16 protein-coding genes are annotated in these 14,938 nt (G+C 62.4%); 12 read left to right on the top strand and 4 right to left on the bottom strand.

The genetic code is table 11. The features are described from left to right. Positions 1 to 223 precede the first annotated feature (223 nt). Together GV792_RS12380 and GV792_RS12375 are read left to right on the top strand one after the other, a co-directional pair. The gene (locus tag GV792_RS12380; protein ID WP_163824239.1) at positions 224 to 649 is read left to right on the top strand and encodes a VOC family protein; all 426 of its coding nucleotides are present in this window, start codon (positions 224 to 226) and stop codon (positions 647 to 649) included. Between the two features lie 10 nt (positions 650 to 659). Continuing rightward, a complete protein-coding gene (locus GV792_RS12375) occupies positions 660 to 1,280 on the top strand; it encodes a TetR/AcrR family transcriptional regulator (RefSeq protein WP_163824238.1) in 621 nt (206 codons plus the stop codon). Between the two features lie 119 nt (positions 1,281 to 1,399). Here the strand turns inward: GV792_RS12375 and GV792_RS12370 are convergent, their stop codons facing one another. Together GV792_RS12370 and GV792_RS12365 are read right to left on the bottom strand one after the other, a co-directional pair. Beyond that, entirely contained in the window at positions 1,400 to 1,828 is a 429-nt protein-coding gene (locus tag GV792_RS12370; RefSeq protein WP_163824237.1) for a type II toxin-antitoxin system VapC family toxin, read from the bottom strand. Continuing rightward, a complete protein-coding gene (locus tag GV792_RS12365) occupies positions 1,825 to 2,079 on the bottom strand; it encodes an antitoxin (protein ID WP_163824236.1) in 255 nt (84 codons plus the stop codon). The genes GV792_RS12370 and GV792_RS12365 overlap by 4 nt, the downstream gene beginning before the upstream one ends. Before the next feature lie 361 nt (positions 2,080 to 2,440). Between GV792_RS12365 and GV792_RS12360 the strand changes: the two genes are divergently transcribed. The 9 genes from GV792_RS12360 (at position 2,441) to GV792_RS12320 (ending at position 11,389) form a co-directional block, all read left to right on the top strand. After that, positions 2,441 to 3,139 carry a Crp/Fnr family transcriptional regulator gene (locus GV792_RS12360; RefSeq protein ID WP_218581195.1) on the top strand — a complete coding sequence of 233 codons (699 nt, stop codon included), beginning with the start codon at positions 2,441 to 2,443 and terminating at the stop codon, positions 3,137 to 3,139. A gap of 118 nt (positions 3,140 to 3,257) precedes the next feature. Next, positions 3,258 to 4,019, top strand: a complete 762-nt coding sequence (locus tag GV792_RS12355) for a hypothetical protein (protein ID WP_163824235.1) — start codon at positions 3,258 to 3,260, stop codon at positions 4,017 to 4,019. Beyond that, positions 4,016 to 6,145 (top strand): hypothetical protein, encoded by a 2,130-nt coding sequence (locus GV792_RS12350; protein WP_163824234.1) that lies wholly within the window; start codon positions 4,016 to 4,018, stop codon positions 6,143 to 6,145. The genes GV792_RS12355 and GV792_RS12350 overlap by 4 nt, the downstream gene beginning before the upstream one ends. A gap of 135 nt (positions 6,146 to 6,280) precedes the next feature. Then, positions 6,281 to 7,240, top strand: coding sequence for a hypothetical protein (locus tag GV792_RS12345; RefSeq protein ID WP_163824233.1), 960 nt, complete (start codon positions 6,281 to 6,283; stop codon positions 7,238 to 7,240). Continuing rightward, a complete protein-coding gene (locus GV792_RS12340) occupies positions 7,230 to 7,838 on the top strand; it encodes a Pycsar system effector family protein (protein WP_163824232.1) in 609 nt (202 codons plus the stop codon). The genes GV792_RS12345 and GV792_RS12340 overlap by 11 nt, the downstream gene beginning before the upstream one ends. A gap of 571 nt (positions 7,839 to 8,409) precedes the next feature. After that, positions 8,410 to 8,550, top strand: coding sequence for a hypothetical protein (locus GV792_RS12335; protein ID WP_163824231.1), 141 nt, complete (start codon positions 8,410 to 8,412; stop codon positions 8,548 to 8,550). Continuing rightward, positions 8,547 to 8,978: a hypothetical protein gene (locus GV792_RS12330; protein WP_163824230.1), complete on the top strand. Its 432-nt coding sequence runs from the start codon at positions 8,547 to 8,549 to the stop codon at positions 8,976 to 8,978. Before GV792_RS12335 ends, GV792_RS12330 begins: the two co-directional genes overlap by 4 nt. A 281-nt stretch (positions 8,979 to 9,259) precedes the next feature. After that, positions 9,260 to 10,780 carry a class I adenylate-forming enzyme family protein gene (locus GV792_RS12325; RefSeq protein ID WP_163824229.1) on the top strand — a complete coding sequence of 507 codons (1,521 nt, stop codon included), beginning with the start codon at positions 9,260 to 9,262 and terminating at the stop codon, positions 10,778 to 10,780. A gap of 135 nt (positions 10,781 to 10,915) precedes the next feature. Further along, on the top strand, positions 10,916 to 11,389 hold the full coding sequence (locus GV792_RS12320) for an SRPBCC family protein (RefSeq protein ID WP_163824228.1): 474 nt from the start codon (positions 10,916 to 10,918) through the stop codon (positions 11,387 to 11,389). Between the two features lie 188 nt (positions 11,390 to 11,577). Here GV792_RS12320 and GV792_RS12315 read toward each other — a convergent pair whose 3' ends face one another. Both GV792_RS12315 and GV792_RS12310 read right to left on the bottom strand, forming a co-directional pair. Further along, on the bottom strand, positions 11,578 to 12,315 hold the full coding sequence (locus tag GV792_RS12315) for a class I SAM-dependent methyltransferase (protein ID WP_163824227.1): 738 nt from the start codon (positions 12,313 to 12,315) through the stop codon (positions 11,578 to 11,580). Positions 12,316 to 12,495: 180 nt separating this feature from the next. Then, entirely contained in the window at positions 12,496 to 12,855 is a 360-nt protein-coding gene (locus GV792_RS12310; protein WP_163824226.1) for a hypothetical protein, read from the bottom strand. A gap of 443 nt (positions 12,856 to 13,298) precedes the next feature. Here GV792_RS12310 and GV792_RS12305 point away from each other — a divergent pair, with 443 nt between their 5' ends. After that, on the top strand, positions 13,299 to 14,786 hold the full coding sequence (locus GV792_RS12305) for an aminotransferase class V-fold PLP-dependent enzyme (protein WP_163824225.1): 1,488 nt from the start codon (positions 13,299 to 13,301) through the stop codon (positions 14,784 to 14,786). The last annotated feature ends 152 nt before the right edge of the window (positions 14,787 to 14,938 follow it).

The following is a 14,938-nucleotide window of genomic DNA, read 5'->3' as shown; positions in this document are numbered from 1 at the left end:
ACAATCTGCTCGGCCCGCGAGATCGCGGCCTGTCCGACGCACCGTCACGACACACATCCGGAATGTGCCCGAACCGCCACGCGCCAACCACCCACTACCGGCGCGACCGCAACTCCGCCATGGCGATCGCAATAGCCCGCCGTGGCAACCATAGGGACCTTCAGCGACTCGACCCTCCGCCGGCTCCGCACATTATATCGGTACATCATGTACCGTTATACTCATGGCTACACCACCTACTCAATGGCCCACCGGCCCCGAAGTCGCCCAAGTCCGCGTCGCCCGCCCGACCGACCAACTCGCGGAAGTCGAGGAGTTCTACGTCCGGCATCTCGGCCTGCCCGTCCTCTACCGGTTCGAGAACCACGCCGGGTACGACGGCGTGATGCTCGGCTTGCCCGGTACCGACCACCACCTGGAATTCACCACCCACGTGGACGGCAGCCCGTGCCCGGCGCCGACCGCCGACAATCTGCTCGTCCTGTACTTCCACGGCGATGCCCGGATGTACGAGGCGGTCGAGCGGCTGGCCGCGGCCGGCCATGAACCAGTGGCGGCCGAGAATCCATACTGGGATGGCGTCGGTGCGCTCACTTTCGAAGATCCGGACGGTTGGCGGGTCGTGCTGGTGCCGAAACCGGTCTTCTAGGGTTGGGCGCATGGTGCGCACCCGGGATGTTCGGATCGATGACGCGATCCTGACCGCAACGGTGGACCTGCTGGGCACAGTCGGCTACCAGCAGCTCACCATGGGGGCCGTGGCCGCCGAGGCAGGCGTCCACCGGCCTGCGGTGTATCGGCGCTGGCCATCGAAGCAGCACCTGGTAGTCGAGGCCGTCGCCCGGCATCTCGGCGTCACCCCCACGCCCGACACCGGCGATCTGCGGCACGACCTCGTGACGGGAATGACGACACTGGTGCACGCCCTGTCAGGCACAGCCCTCGGCCGAGCCCTACCGGCTCTGGTCGCCGATTTGGCCGCCGACCCCGACCTTGCGGGCGAGTTCCGCCGCCGCGTCTTCGATCCCCGCCGCGAAACCACCGCCGCCACCTTGCGTTCGGCGATGGAGCGTGGCGAGATTGATCCCGCCGTCGACGTAGATTTCGTTCTCGATGCCCTCGCAGCCCCGTTGTACTACCGCGCGCTGTTTGGACACTTGCCGCTCACCGAATCTCTCGCCGAACATGCAGTTGATACGGTCCTGGCGGCCGTCGCCCGACAGTATGCCGGGCGACAGCAATCACCCTCAGCCGATAGCGCAGCACCCGGGTCGAGGTAGGCCACGGAGCCCGCGGAGCCGTTCAGGCAGGCTCCGCATCAGTTGCCATCAGCTCGCACGGCGTCATGACGACTCCATCCAATACCATGGCGGATCGGTTCTCCTGCAGCACTCAACACTCAGGCGGACGGTTTCGACCAGCGGACCCCATCGAATCGCTCGAAGTCGCTATCGAAGGTCACCACCCCAGCCCCGTGTTCGATCGCCAGTGCGGCGATATGGGTGTCTGTCACCAAGTTGCCGGCGGTCCCCGCTTTTTCCAGCAGCCCTTCCATGAGGTCGAGGTGTCGCGGTCCCGGCTCCACCACCACTGCCGCATCGCTACTCAGCCACGACCTGACATCAGACACCACATCCTCGGCGGCGGGCGGGTTCGGAAAGATTCGCGGATTGGTGCTGATCCGGATGTACCCCAGGATCACTGCCCAGCAGAACCCGATCGGCTCGACGCCGTTCAGCGCTTCCTCCAGCCACGCGTGCGCACTGCGATGATGCGGAGAATCCTCGTTGATCGCGTACAGCAGGACGTTCAGGTCGACGATCTTCACTTGCGCAGTTCCAGCTTGCGAACGATCTCCTCGTCCTCGACGGCCGACGCAAGCTGCAACGCCTTGTCGAGACTTACCGACGGCCTGCCCATCGATCGCGTGCGCACGCCGATGCGCTCTCCGGTAGATTTCGGCGCGAGCGCGGACCGCAGCGCATCGTTCAACGCCTTTTTGAAGGAAACACCCGTCTCCTTCATGTACTTAGTGAGCAGCGCGGCGATATCAGGGTCCAAAGTTACCGTAGTCCGCATGATTGCATCATAGCATCAACCATTTTGATGACGTAGCATCAATCCCGCTACCTCTGCATCAGCGAGCGGTCTCAATGTGTGCACTCGCCGCCGTTGGTGGACCCGATGTCTTGCGGGGGAACCGTAACGCGCTGGTCAACGACTCGGTGAACATTCAACCGGATGGTAGCTACGTGAGCAGGCCTAGCTCGGCACTCGCGATCGCGGCCTACCGTCGTCGCATTCCCTGCCTGAAACAAGCCGTGGACGACGACAGGGTCTGGAACAGTCGTCGCCATCGGTTGCATCGGCCTCATATCGCCGATACCGGCTCCCAGACTGGGCGACGCCGAATCTAGAGCAGGGAACGGGGAGGGTCGATATGCCACAACATTGGCCGACGGGGACCTTGATGGCCCAGCTGAACGAGGGCTCCCGCCGCGCGCTACTTGACTTGGCAATCCCTCACACTCGCCCACCTGGGACCGTCCTGATCGGGCAGGGGCAGACGAGCAAGAACGTCTTGCTGCTTCGATCTCACGATCGGCAGCTACCGGCCTGTGTGAAGATCACCGCAGTCACCCGCAGTGGCCACGAAACACTTCTCGGAATCCGCGTCACCGGCGACATCGTTGGCGAGCTGGCAGTACTGCGTGGCACGGGCAGGTCCGCGACCGTTACCACGTGCACGGATACTCTCGTGCACTCGATTGACCCCGATTCGTTCCTCGACTTCCTCAACACCTATGCGGATGGGTGGGAGGCGCTGTGCCGCATGCTCGCCGACAGGCTCGACTGGGCGAACCGCCGACGCCTGGACTTCGCCAGCTATGACATCCCAGAGCGGCTGGCACGAGTGCTTCTCGAATTGGCCGAGCGCCACGGCCACGCGACGCCCGACGGCTACGAGCTCGGAGTCCGGCTGTCCCGTGCAGAGCTCGGCCGACTGATCGGGGCAGGAGAGGACGCGATCGGCCTTGCCATGAGGCAGCTGCGCGCACAGAGCCTGGTGCGATCGTCATATCGAAGAGTCACGATCACCGACATGGAGCGGCTGCGGGTGGTAGCTGACGCGAACTGATTCCAGGACTCCTGAATTTTCCGGGGTCTCGACGAGAGTTCTGTGACACTCTGCCCTAGATACACGTGGGCGATCTGAAACATGCTTCGCCCCAGGGTTATTCAGAAAGGTGGTCACGATGACGAAGGAAGCGAAGTTCAAAAGGCGGCTTCTACTCGCCGTCGACGCGGTTGGGTACGGGGCTCGTGACGACCAGCGACAGCACGCGCTGCAGGCGAACCTCCTCCACCTGCTCGACCTGGCGGCCGCACGGGCCGGCCTTCACAGGGACGCGTGGGCAAAACAACCCCAAGGCGACGGCGAACTGGCGGTGCTTCCCGCTGACGAGTCAGAACGCGAGCAGATGATTATCGACGGCTTCGTCCGTGAGCTGAACAACGCCCTCATTGCGCACAATCGGGACCTCCGGGACGAAGCTCGATTGCGGCTACGTCTGGCGATTCATTTCGGCTCGGTAGCCGAAGCCGAGAATGGGTACTCAGGCCAGGGCGTCGTGATGGTCTCCCGGCTGGCCGATTCAACGTCAGTCAAGAAGGCGCTCGAGCTGACCCATGCGTCGAACCTCGCTGTGATCCTCTCCGAGCGCGTGTTCAATGAGTCGGTACTACAGCGACACACATCCCTTGACCCGAACCTGTTCCGAACCGTGGAGGTACGGAACAAAGAACTGTGTGAAACCGCATACCTCTACCTCCCTGGACATGATGTGCACGCCGTACCGCTACCGCCGGAGAACTCCGCGGCGCCAGACGCAGGTCGGGGATCAGATCCTCGAGTGAAGGAAATGAAGGAAGCTCCGCGACCTACGACCGTCGAAACCACCATCCATGGAAATGTCAATATTCCGAATGGTGTCATCGGGATGGTGTGGAACCGATGACCGCAGAAGATCATTCAGCCTCAGTATACGAAACCATCGCTCCTCCATCAGGAGCACGCGATAGCGGTGTCAGCAGCCCGATGACGGATAGCTCTGCGGCGTCCGGTAGCGGTGTTGTCGATGCCGGAGCGACAAGTGTCGATCAGATCAAGCAGTTTACTCAGCAATTCACCCAACATTTCCATGCGCCTATCCTCGCCAACAACGGCCATTTCGGATCGACGACTGCCGAGTCGGCGGCCTCCACGCTCGTGCGATCCACCGGCGCTCTGTCCGATTCCGAGATAGCGGAGGCGCGCGGTTGCTACCTACAACCCGCCCCTTTCGGCGAGGCATTCGATGCATTGAATTCTAGCCACCTCATTGTGTTGCAGGGCCCGCAAGGCGTGGGTAAGCGGACTGGCGCGATCGTGCTTCTACGAGAGGTCACCGAAGGCCCGATCCGCACGCTTTCACCCGCGGTATCGCTGGACGAACTATCTCGCTTTACCTATCAGGCCGACCATGGCTACTTGGTGCTCGACGGTGAGTGGGACGACCGGAAGGTCGACACCGAGTTCATGTGGCGCGCCATTGTCGATCGGGTCCGGACCTCCGGGGCCTGGTTGGTTCTTACGCGACGGGCGTCACCCTCGCGAATTCCCCGAGCCGTTGCCACCTTCGACTGGATACAACCTGACGTCGATCGCGTACTGCGGGCTTGGATCTTTCAGTCCCGCGGAACCGTCTACTTCGACAAGATCGCAGATATCGAAGACGCGCTGCCGACCGAGTTCGTACTCGCCGACCTTCGTGCGGTGGCGGAACGGGTATCCCGGGGCGAACCGCCGGAATCGGCGCTCAGCGTGTTCAACGCTTCAGCCGAGCTGAGAGTTCGCGAGTGGTTCGATTCGCCACACACACGCCGAGAGATTTTGGAGGTCACAACACTGTGCTTCCTCGGCGAATGTGGTCAACGCGAGTTCGAATCGGGACTAGAGCTACTCCTCGCGGTACTGGGAGAAATACTGGCGGGGTCAGAGGACGCCCCTTCTCCACAGCCAGGATGCGATGTCCTCCCTCAGCATCGGCGCACACTGGCAGACGAAACCAGCCTCATCCACCTGACGGTCGAATTCTCCACGGTCGTGCCGCGGCGAATCCTGCGATTCAAGGATGACGCCTACCGACACCTCGCCATCGCCGATCTCTGGGCTCGAATGGATGTCCGCTTCTGGAACGCGGTTCAGGTGTGGCTAACGATGGCGGTGAAGAACGATGACGGCGCCTTCGACAGTCACGCGATCGCGGACGCGCTCAGCACGTTGGCGGTCATGTGCTGTGACGAAGTAGTAGAGGAATACCTCGAGCCATGGTCGAGTGGCCGAGATGGGTGGGAGTGTCAGATGGCAGCGGCGCTCGTCCTTTCGCGGCTGTCCGCCTCGGAGAACCTCGCCCCGACCGCGCTACGTGCAGCGGTAGCTTGGGCGACGGACGGGAACCACCAGCAACGAACGACCGCGGGCCTCGCCTGCACAACTCTGCTGGGCGCGGTTTTCCCCGAGGAGGCCGCGAAGCTGCTCTGGCACAACATCACCAACGGTGACGGCAGTCCAGTCCAGTACCTGTTGCTGGCGAATCTTTTTGTCACGCTGTCGAAATCGCCAGAGGGCGCGGACGTTGTGCTGACCATGCTCGAGAAGCGGTTCATTGACCCCCAGAGTCGGAAATACCGTACCCTCGCTGCCTTGGCCATAGTCGACATTCTCGCGGCCGAGGACATGTGGACCGAACGATCGGCGGTGTTCGAATACCTGATCAACCACCCCGGCCAAATCGTGGTTGTCGCCCGGCTATGGACGTATGCCTTGCGTCATCGACCGACACGTAGTGCGGCGGTGAATGCACTGCTGGATGGACTGGCCACATTATCGAACTTCGCGCGCGATCCCAACAATGCCGCCTTCGATCTGGGAACGGCACTCGCAGAGGCTGTTCCCGCGCGAGAACGTCGTTCACTCCGACACGACATCGAGTTCCGCCACACATTGCGGGCACGACAAACGTCGTCAGGTTCCAGCCAGAGGCATCCCTCCAGCACTACAGTCCGCGCGCTCGCGGCTGCTCTAGACGCCGCCGACGACTGATAAGGACCACACATGCGATATCCCATTCTCGAACAACGAAACCTCTCAATTGTTCCGCGACGCGGCTTGCGGAAACGTACCCGCCCGCGGGGTGAGACACCGGAACCGAATGCCCACGAGATCCTGGTCTTCCGAGTGAACGGTCGCCTACTTGTTGATAACGGACAGTGGGGGTCCTCGCATAGCAACGTCATCAAAGCCACCCACGTCAGTTTGGTCGATATGAGCCTGGATGCGCCGGTGGTCGTCGAGTTGGCACTTCCGGCCGCCGATGCTGCGGAGTTTACCGTTCAGGTCACCTTCGAATGCGAGGTCACCGAACCGATCGTGGTCGTGCGGAACGGCAGGGTGGACGCCAGGTCGTTTCTCGAGGGGCATCTGCGGAGCATTCGGGGATTTGTCGAGATCGGCCACAAGTTCCGGTTGGACCAGGTCGCCGACATGCGCGCCGAACTCAACCAATGGCTGGGCGTCTTTGCAACGGAGGCGCCGATCTCGGAGCCTGGCATGCGCATAAAGCCCGTCAGTGTCGAAGTCATGATGCCGGCCGAGCTGGCCGACTTTGAGCGGCGACGCCGCGAACTTCGACGCTCGACAACACTGAACGCCGAGGGTTCCGGCCTGGTCTACGCCCTCGCTCGAATCCTGCAGGACCACGACCATACGTTGCGCGACTTGAAACAAAAGCACGATCACACCTTGGAATCCAACCTCGGCAACCATCGGTTGATCCAGCTACACAAACAGCTCGACGCGGTAGGGCACGACGAGGTTCGCGCGGCGCATCTGGCGCTCGTCAGTGGGGATATCAGTTCCGCCGATCTGGCAGCGCAGCTGCGCACGGCTGCCGAGCGCGACAGCGATCGAACTCATCACGCCTCCGAACAAGCCTTGCGGGAGCATCTACTCGCACTGAGAGCCTGGATACGTCGAGGAGGCGCGGACAACGTCAACATCGATCCCGACAAGCTGGACGGCCTTTTCGATCGACTGATCGACGACACCGTCGCGGCATTGGACGCCTCCCCTGCTGAATCACCACTAGGCACCCCGACGACCGGCAAGCTGGACGAGGACGAAACCGATGTCGACTGAAATGACGTTCCGAATGCGGTTTTTGACGATTGTGAGATCGGTGGCCGATGACACGCGGAATTTCGCCCATCGGGCAACCGGTCATCGCGAGGCCATCGAAAGCGCCTGGCGAACTTTGGAACTGGTACATGCTCAGATCAGACACGCCGAGACCAAGGCCATCACCACCTTGGCAGCGGCGGGAGTGCTCGGTCAGGTGTTGTTCAGTGTTGTCCGCGCCGGTCGCGAACCGCATCATGTCGTCTTAGCCACCAGTGCCGCTATCTGCACTTTCCTCGTCATCACTGCCGCCCTGTTCGCGATCTGCGTTCTCTGGCCCCGGCTCAGCCCTCCCGCGGCCTCCATCGGTCCGCTACACGACGGTCAAACTACAGGGGCGGTTAGCCTGGGCCGCGACGGCTATACCGAAGCACTTGTCGCATTGAGTCGTGATCCAGAACGTATTGTCGACAACCTAGCGGCTCAGGTTTGGGAAAACGCGAGAGTAGCCCGTCGCAAGTACCGGTACGCCAACCTCGCTGTCGGCAACCTACTGGCCGCCGTTTTCACCCTGGGTGCGACTGTCGCGCTGGCTGCTCACCCCGGTCTCGAACCATAACCAGATCGGAGCTGGGAGACTTGCGCGAGCGCGGTACTAGATGCCAAGGATACGGCGCGGATTCGAGACGGCAGATACTGACGAGCGACCGCAGCCCGCTCGAGGAGTGCGGAACCTGCCACGCAAAGGTGTCCGGAGCACAACAGCTGTCTGGCGAAACCCAGTAGCGACCGAACGGCCATGACCGCGGGCACGCGACCAGGAGTCCGGGCGCGAAGCCCGCTGGGTGGGGCATGGGGCTGCGCCCACAAACATGGGGAACCCAACAAATAGGGGCGAGTGCCCTAGGCGAGCACCCGCCTGGATTGCCGAGCCAAGACGAAGAGGATCGTCGACCTGATCAGAAGTTCAATTATTCCAAGCGCAACGACAAACACGTTATTAGTGGGCAACCCACATGTTCCGCTCGCTGACAATCCCGCCTGGGCCAGACCACAATGTAGCCAACAGTGGGAATAGTCGTCCAGAAATGGCTCATAGAATTCATCTGGCAAATAGCCAGTACCGGTTGAACCGGTCGCCTCGACGATGTTCGGCACACCGTGGCCGACATCGGATGGAGCCGGAAATCATGCACATTCATTTCGAACGACACCACCGATTCACTCTCGCCCGCCTGCTCGACAGCCTCGGTTTCGCGCTGCTGCTGGTCGTGGCCGTCATGGCGTTCGTCGTCGTGCTCGGCGCCATCGCCACCGGAGCGACCTCATGAGCATCGACCAGGGCACTCAGATCGCGATGCACGCCACCACCACCCTCTGGCAGTGGGCAGTCATTCCGAGCGCCAATCCGCAGATATACATCCCGGCCCCGAGTTTCGACCAGGCGACAGCCATCGCGAAGGATCTCACCAGCGGTCTGCGGCCCGAGTTCTACTGCTATTTCCCCGTTCCGGATGCGCTGCGCCAGAAGGTGGATATTCCTCCACTCCCGACACCCCCGGACGTTCCGCGCGGCTTCGGCCCGTGGCAGCCGGTATCGGCCGCCACCGCCGACTGCCTCGTGTCGTCACCGGCCGCGATGGCTGCGGTGGAGCAGGACCGCCGAATCGTCTATTTCGCCGCGGCCCCACTGGGCATGGATGTCCGCCGATTGTCCTGCCGCTGCCACCGCGAGCCCGCCCGCCCGCTCGCCGCCTGATCGGCGCTCCGAAGCGCTCCACCGAGGCCGCGGAGGTGGAATTGAGTCCTTTCGAATCGCGTGACAACTCGATTGCGCCCCGGATACTATGTCCTGCAACATCTTCGGGATCGGCATTCGAGACCGAGTTGGAGTTCGCCCGAGAGGTCGCCTGGGTACGGCAGTTCATCATCGACGAGATCGAACCCCGCTCGCCACGTGATCCGGCACCCATGGGACATCAACCATCCGGTACGCCGGGCAGGTGACCGCAGGCGCGGTTAGCATCCAGGGAGACGCCGATGACCGTTCCTCACCCGCAGACTCTGGCCGGCATTGTGGTCGGGCATGCTCGGGACCGCGCCGGATGCCGCGCGGTCAGCGCGCCCGCGGGGGCGCAGACCTATGCGGAGTTCGCCCGGGACGTGGCGCGAATCGCGGACCGGCTGCACGCTGCCGGTCTACGCCGCGGAGACCGGATGGCGGTGCTCGCGCACAACGACCTGGCCTACGTCCAGCTCGTCTACGCCGCCTCCTGGGCCGGCATCGTGCTGGTCGGCCTGAACTGGCGACTGACGGCGGGCGAGCTCCGAGCCGTTCTGGAGGACTGCGACCCGTCCCTGCTCTTCACCGATCGGGAATTGGCATCGGAGTCGGACCCACAATGCCCGGTGGTCCGGCTGGACGGACCCGACGGTTCCGGCTTCGAGCACTGGTATGCCGCAGGGGATTCCGGATACGCGCCGGATGCCGACCAATCCGACGATTCCCTCGTGCTGCTGGCCTACACGACCGGCACCACCGGCGAGCCCAAGGGCATTCAGCTGGTCGAGCGAAATCTGAGGGAGATGGCCCAGCAGGCCGCGGCAGCCTGGGCGCTGCACCCGGAGATGAGGTACATGGTCTCCCTGCCCATGTTCCGTATGAGCGGGATGAGCTCGGTGACGTGTTGTGTGCACCTGGGCGGCGAGGTGGTCATTCCGTCGGGGTCCTCGGTCGCCGCGATCGCCGACGCCGTCGAGGACCGAGGTGTCACCCACACCAGCATGGTGCCGACCCTGCTGGCCGGTCTGGTTGCCGAGAATGCCGCCGCGACCTTCGACCTGTCCAGCCTCGAGGTGATCATCTACGGCTCCGCGCCCTCGAGCAGTTCGCTGATCGAGGCGGCGATGGAGATGCTGCCGCAGACCGGCTTTTCGCAGGGTTACGGCTTGACCGAAACCTGTGCCGGCGTGGCGGTCGCGCCCGTCCTGCGCAGCGGGGAGGTCGACCGGCATCCGGGTAGCGTTGGCCGCCTCCACCCCAGCTGCGAGTGCAGGATCGTCGACGTTTCCACCGGTCGTGACGTGGGGACAGGTGAGGACGGCGAGATCTGGCTGCGGACGCCGCAACTGACCACGGGATATTGGAACAAACCCGCGGAGACCGCCGCCGCGATATCCGCGGACGGCTGGTTCCGCACCGGCGATATCGGGATGGTCGACAACGACGGATTCCTCTACGTTCACGACCGGCTCAAGAACATGATCATCGTCGGCGGAGAGAACATCTACTCGGTCGAGGTCGAGAATGCGATCGGTGCGCACCCTGCGGTGCTCGAGGCCGCCGTCGTCGGCGTTCCCCACCCGCACTGGGGTGAGACGGTGAAAGCGGTCGTGGTGCTGCGACACGATCAGCAGATCGACGAGACCGAACTTCTCGGCTGGCTCGAAGGTCGGCTTGCCGGCTACAAGCGCCCGCGGATCGTCGAGTTCGTCGATGATCTCCCCAAGGCGGGCAGCGGCGAGATCCTGAAACGTGCACTCGGACACGGCATGGGCTGACATGACCGGAGTAGTTCGAACGACCGGCTAGTGCGACGTTGCTTCATCGAAATACGTTGTACCTAACTATATTTCGAGCCTTTCGGCACCCTATTCGATCAGCGGCAGGTCGGCGATTGTGCGAAGATGGATCCCATGACTGAAGAACGGTTCGAGGTCCGACGGGAGATCGCGGCACAGCCGACCGAGATCTTCGCCCTGCTGTGCTCGCCCGAAGGGCATGTGTCGATCGACAGCACGGGCATGCTGCAATCCGCAGCAGGCGAAACCATCACCGCCGTCGGAGACGAATTCGTCGTGCAGATGGATCGTGAATCGCTCAACGACTTTCCCGAGATGGGAAAGTACGACGTCACGGTGACCATCACCGACTTCGAAAAGGACACCCATATCGCGTGGACAGTCTCCCGAGAGGGCCAGGTGCCGCCTATCGAACACCGCTACGGCTACCGTGTGGAACCCAGTGAGATCGGCACCTCGGTGACGTCGTACTACGACTGGAGTCAGATCCCAGCGAAGTACCGCGACATGGGAGTCTTCCCGATTCTTCCTGAATCAGCACTTCGAGCCTCGCTCGGCCTGCTCGCCAGGACAGTGGAGAAGAAGTAGCCGATCAGCTGGGCTGGTGGGCATCGTCAGTCGGTGCTCACCGCAGCCTCTGAAGGGCCATCCGATCAGCAGCGCGAGCTATCCATCAGCATAGGATCGCTTTCCAAGATGCTGAAACGCTTTGAACCGCTGCATATTTCATTCACAGCCACCCTCAACCGGCCGGTCGGCGTTGCGAAACCGCCGCGCTACTTGGTTGCCACAATGACGGTTCTGCTGTCCAGGTCCACCGGACGGCCGTGAAGGTCTCCCGCGAATGCCACGTGGCCGAATCCGGCTTCGTAGATTGCTGTCTCGAGTTGTGGGCGGGAGTACATGTGGAGCCGACCCCGCCGGGACCATCCGGGGCGTTTCCAGTGAGTCTCGAGCTCCTGAGTGGTCCAGTCGTATCGAGCGTGACCAACGAGATCGAACCGTTGAACCAGCTGCGTACTGATCAATTCGTTGCCGTTGCGCGCACGCCGCTCAAAGTATTCGAGAGTATCGATTTCCATGACGAGCTTGCCCCCGGGCACGAGAACCTCGGCCCAGGCAGCGAGAGCGGCGAGGTCTTCCTCGCGGGTGTCAAAGAAGCCGAAGCTGGTCCACAGGTTCAGAATTGCGTCGTATGGACCTGTGGGTGGCGTTCGCATATCGGTCAGGACGAAGGTGCAGTCAGGATATCGACGGCGGGCGTCGTCGAGCTGTTTCAGCGAGCTATCGATACCGATGACTCGATAGCCGCGCCGACTGAGTGGCCCGGCGTGACGGCCGAAACCGCAAGGGACATCGAGTATCCGCGCCCCGAGGGGCAATTGGAGCAATGCGACAATCGCTTCGATCTCACGATCGGTGTCGTCGTATCTTCCCAGGATGTCGAAAGTTTCGCGGAAACCTTCGTCGAAGAACTCGTCTGCCCAGTTCTCTCGCTCAATCGGAATCTTCATCGCTGGATCCTCGAACACTTCATGGCCGTACTTCAATTCATGGATGTGGAACGATGCGATCGCCCCGCGCGAGCAGTGAGCCGTCCAGCCATCACCGGACGCACGTACGGTCAGATAATCGCACCGTTCGGCGCAGCCCCCAGCAGGGAGCTACGCCGAACGGCTACCACGAAGCGAGAATCACTTCTGGTCGAGATCGACCAACTTGCAGACACACAGCGTTACTGTGTGGGCGAGAATGCCTCCGAAGTACCGGGTACAGAACTCCGCGTAACCGACCGGATCACACTGGTGCGCATGCCATGCCGAGTCGACTTCCAGGTCGTCGGGAAGGTAATTGCCCTGCATCCCGCTGGCCCGGAAGCGCTCGAGCGACTTCTGGTAGCGAACTACTCGATCGTCGATCTGCTCCTCGGTCAACGCTGTGGAGCCGGGCCAGAACAAGTGGCCCCAGCGCAGGTTCTCCTTGAGGTGTTTCGTGTCGAAATCCGCAGCAGGTACTTCGGTTTCAGCCGACACGGCCGAGATACTCGTAGTCATAATCCGAATCCTCGATTCGCTTAGAACTCACCATGTCGGCCGACAAGCCTCCAGAAGTGCTGGAGTAACTAGAGTTTGATGTGTTGCAGATCACCCGTCAAGGTTGGAGGGCTCCCACTCCTGGGAGCATCTATGCGTGAACAGCGTTGCGGTTCAATCGATTTGACGTGTCATTTGAAGCAGGTCGTCGGTCGCATGTCGCAGAAGCTCAGGGTGCATCCAGCATCTGCCGACAAGCAGAACGATGCTGCGAAGTAGGAAGATGCTTGACTCTCAACGGAATCGGAGGTCTCGTTATCTGGCTGGTTGGCAGCGACGAAAGATCTTGTGCCCCAAGAAGGGAGACTACGTGTCGCAGAACCGCCAACGATGACTAGGACTCGACGGATGCGGATGGGCCGACCGAGCCACCGCTGATTCACACGACAAGACAAGGACTTGCTATGAGCGGAGACGTCGCGCGTACCGTCAGCGCACAGGACTTTCTGGCCGACTATCCGGAGTACGCCACGACAACAGCGCTCGATGACCTCCGGGCCACCGAGTACGCGTATCTGGATCGCAATCGGGACGTCTATCTCGACTACACCGGCGCGGGGCTGGCCGCAACCACTCAACATCAGGCACACCACGAGTGGATCTCTGCCGGCTGCCGTGGAAATCCGCATTCGGACAACCCGACCTCACGGGCGGCGACGGCCGGGGTCGAGACGGCTCGAGCGTCCGTGCTCGCCCATTTCAACGCTCCCGCGCAGGACTACACCGTGATCTTCACGGCGAACGCCACGGCGGCCTGTCGATTGGTCGGCGAAGCGTATCCCTTCGGCCGAGCGACACGTTTCGTCCTGACTGCCGACAACCATAATTCGGTCAATGGAATTCGAGAATTCGCCCGCTCCCGGCGTGCTCGAACGGAATACATCCCGATCGCGGGCTCCGAACTACGGGTGGCCGGGTCTGCCGTCCGCGCGGCACTGGAGCGCCGCACGGTGCGGGAAACACTGTCGATGGCTGTGGCGAGCGGCCGAGAAGGAAGCCGTGGGTTGTTCGCCTATCCCGCGCAGAGCAATTTCACCGGTGTTCAGCATCCGCTCGACTGGGTCGATATCGCACACGAGCATGGCTTCGATGTCCTACTGGACGCGGCAGCCTATCTGCCGACGCATGAGCTCGACCTCGCCGCCGTCCGGGCCGATTTCGTTCCCGTGAGCTGGTACAAGCTTTTCGGCTATCCGACCGGAGTCGGCTGTCTGATCGCCCGCCGCGACGCATTGTCCAGGCTGCGGCGGCCCTGGTTCTCCGGCGGGACCATCCAGACCGCCAGCGTTCAGGGAGGTTGGCACGCACCGGCCGCAGGACCTGCCGAGTTCGAGGACGGCACCGTGAATTTCCTCGCCATACCGGATATCGAGCATGGCCTCAGCTGGCTGCGCGGCGTCGGCGTCGATGTGATCAATCGGCGTACCCGCTGCCTCACCGGATGGCTTCTGGACCGGCTCCTGTCGCTCCAGCACGACAACGGGGCTTCCATGGTCCGAATCTATGGGCCGCCCAATATGGTCAACCGCGGCGCGACGGTGGCGCTGAATATCCTCGACCCCTTCGGGGCCATCGTTGATGAGCGTCTGGTCGCACGAGAATCCTCGGCGGCAGGGTATTCGTTGCGCACGGGCTGCTTCTGCAATCCCGGCGCTGGGGAGGCCGCCTTCGACATCGGTCGGCCATCCTTGCTCCGCCAGTTCGGAAAGTCGGCTCTCTCGATCAATGCGTATATCACCGAACTCGGCCTGCCCACCGGCGGCGCTCTCCGAGTCTCCTTCGGAATCGCCTCGACTTTTCAGGATGTCCAGCGATTCGTCGAATTCGTCGAGACCACATACCGCAACCGTTCGTGTGAGACACAGGGCCTCCCACCACGCGAGAATTGCTGAGCTCACAAGCAGACCATGGAAAGGGTCGCGGCAGCGAGTAGGCGAACACAAGATAAGGCCCCTGGGAGGCGAAGCCCGCAGGATGGCCCGCAACCCGAGACGTCGAATTCGAGTGGGGTCGGGGGGCGAAGCCCGCCGGGTGGGGTTGGGGG

Origin of the sequence: Nocardia cyriacigeorgica (assembly GCF_010868145.1) — a bacterium.
In the GTDB taxonomy this organism is placed as follows: Bacteria; Actinomycetota; Actinomycetes; order Mycobacteriales; family Mycobacteriaceae; genus Nocardia; species Nocardia cyriacigeorgica_D.
The sequence above is the reverse complement of the archived record's forward strand: the minus strand, read 5'-3'. Positions and strand labels throughout refer to the sequence as shown.

Bases quoted from the DNA above. Each gene is read 5' to 3' on its own strand.
- GV792_RS12310 (WP_163824226.1), bottom strand. From the start codon at position 12,855: ATGACTACGAGTATCTCGGCCGTGTCGGCTGAAACCGAAGTACCTGCT.
- GV792_RS12340 (WP_163824232.1), top strand. From the start codon at position 7,230: ATGTCGACTGAAATGACGTTCCGAATGCGGTTTTTGACGATTGTGAGA.
- GV792_RS12330 (WP_163824230.1), top strand. From the start codon at position 8,547: ATGAGCATCGACCAGGGCACTCAGATCGCGATGCACGCCACCACCACC.
- GV792_RS12315 (WP_163824227.1), bottom strand. From the start codon at position 12,315: ATGAAGATTCCGATTGAGCGAGAGAACTGGGCAGACGAGTTCTTCGAC.
- GV792_RS12380 (WP_163824239.1), top strand. From the start codon at position 224: ATGGCTACACCACCTACTCAATGGCCCACCGGCCCCGAAGTCGCCCAA.
- GV792_RS12320 (WP_163824228.1), top strand. From the start codon at position 10,916: ATGACTGAAGAACGGTTCGAGGTCCGACGGGAGATCGCGGCACAGCCG.
- GV792_RS12350 (WP_163824234.1), top strand. From the start codon at position 4,016: ATGACCGCAGAAGATCATTCAGCCTCAGTATACGAAACCATCGCTCCT.
- GV792_RS12335 (WP_163824231.1), top strand. From the start codon at position 8,410: ATGCACATTCATTTCGAACGACACCACCGATTCACTCTCGCCCGCCTG.
- GV792_RS12375 (WP_163824238.1), top strand. From the start codon at position 660: ATGGTGCGCACCCGGGATGTTCGGATCGATGACGCGATCCTGACCGCA.
- GV792_RS12325 (WP_163824229.1), top strand. From the start codon at position 9,260: ATGACCGTTCCTCACCCGCAGACTCTGGCCGGCATTGTGGTCGGGCAT.
- GV792_RS12305 (WP_163824225.1), top strand. From the start codon at position 13,299: ATGAGCGGAGACGTCGCGCGTACCGTCAGCGCACAGGACTTTCTGGCC.
- GV792_RS12365 (WP_163824236.1), bottom strand. From the start codon at position 2,079: ATGCGGACTACGGTAACTTTGGACCCTGATATCGCCGCGCTGCTCACT.
- GV792_RS12355 (WP_163824235.1), top strand. From the start codon at position 3,258: ATGACGAAGGAAGCGAAGTTCAAAAGGCGGCTTCTACTCGCCGTCGAC.
- GV792_RS12360 (WP_218581195.1), top strand. From the start codon at position 2,441: ATGCCACAACATTGGCCGACGGGGACCTTGATGGCCCAGCTGAACGAG.